Below are 926 nucleotides of genomic sequence, written 5' to 3' on the forward strand. Positions count from 1 at the left end.
GAAAACAGTGAAGCCTTTCATGCTTTTGATGCCTTTCATAAGGAATTAAAGAACAACTTAAACAGTGAAATAAAACAGGAGGAAGCCATTGAGATGTTAGCACAACATCTTGTCACGCGTCCCGTGTTTGAAGCTTTGTTTGAGGGCAATGAATTTGTGCAAAACAATGCCATTTCGCAAGCCATGGAAAAGATCTTAACAGAACTTGATAAAACCAATATCGAGGAAGAATCCAAGGAATTACAAGAGTTTTATAACAGTGTAAGGCTTCGTGCTTCTGGGATTACTTCGCCCCAAGCAAGGCAAAATCTTATTATTACGCTTTATGAAAGCTTTTTTGCCAAGGCATTTAAGAAAACCACGGATAGGCTTGGGATTGTTTATACACCCGTTGAGGTTGTTGATTTTATCATTCATTCTGTTGATGATGTGTTGCGTAACGAATTTGGAAAAAGCTTGGGGTCACGGGGTGTCTCTATTCTTGACCCTTTCACTGGAACGGGGACCTTTATCACGCGGCTATTACAATCTAAACTGATCAAACCAGAGGATATGGAATATAAGTTCCGAAATGATATCCATGCCAATGAGATTGTCTTACTCGCTTATTACATAGCAGCGATTAACATTGAATCGACTTATCATAGTATCATGAAAGGTGATTACATTCCCTTTAAGCATATTGGCTTAACCGATACATTCCGGATGCTTGAAGAGAAGAACCTGCTACAGGAATTATTCAAAGAAAACAGTGAATATTTAGAACATCAAAAGAAACTAGATATCGAAGTTATCTTTGGTAACCCCCCTTATTCTATAGGACAAAAAAGTGCTAATGATAATGCAAAAAATACCCCTTATCCAATTTTAGATAAACGGATCAGTGAAACTTATGCTGCTCAATCTAAAGCAAGTAATATACGAGC

General features: G+C 37.6%; 1 protein-coding gene. It reads left to right on the forward strand.

Translation table 11 applies throughout. The annotated features are described in order from the left end of the window. A partial coding sequence (locus ACFIO3_RS14140; protein ID WP_375704692.1) for an N-6 DNA methylase occupies positions 1–926 on the forward strand: 926 nt, incomplete at both ends.

Source organism: Bartonella sp. AD328YNZD (assembly GCF_042196425.1).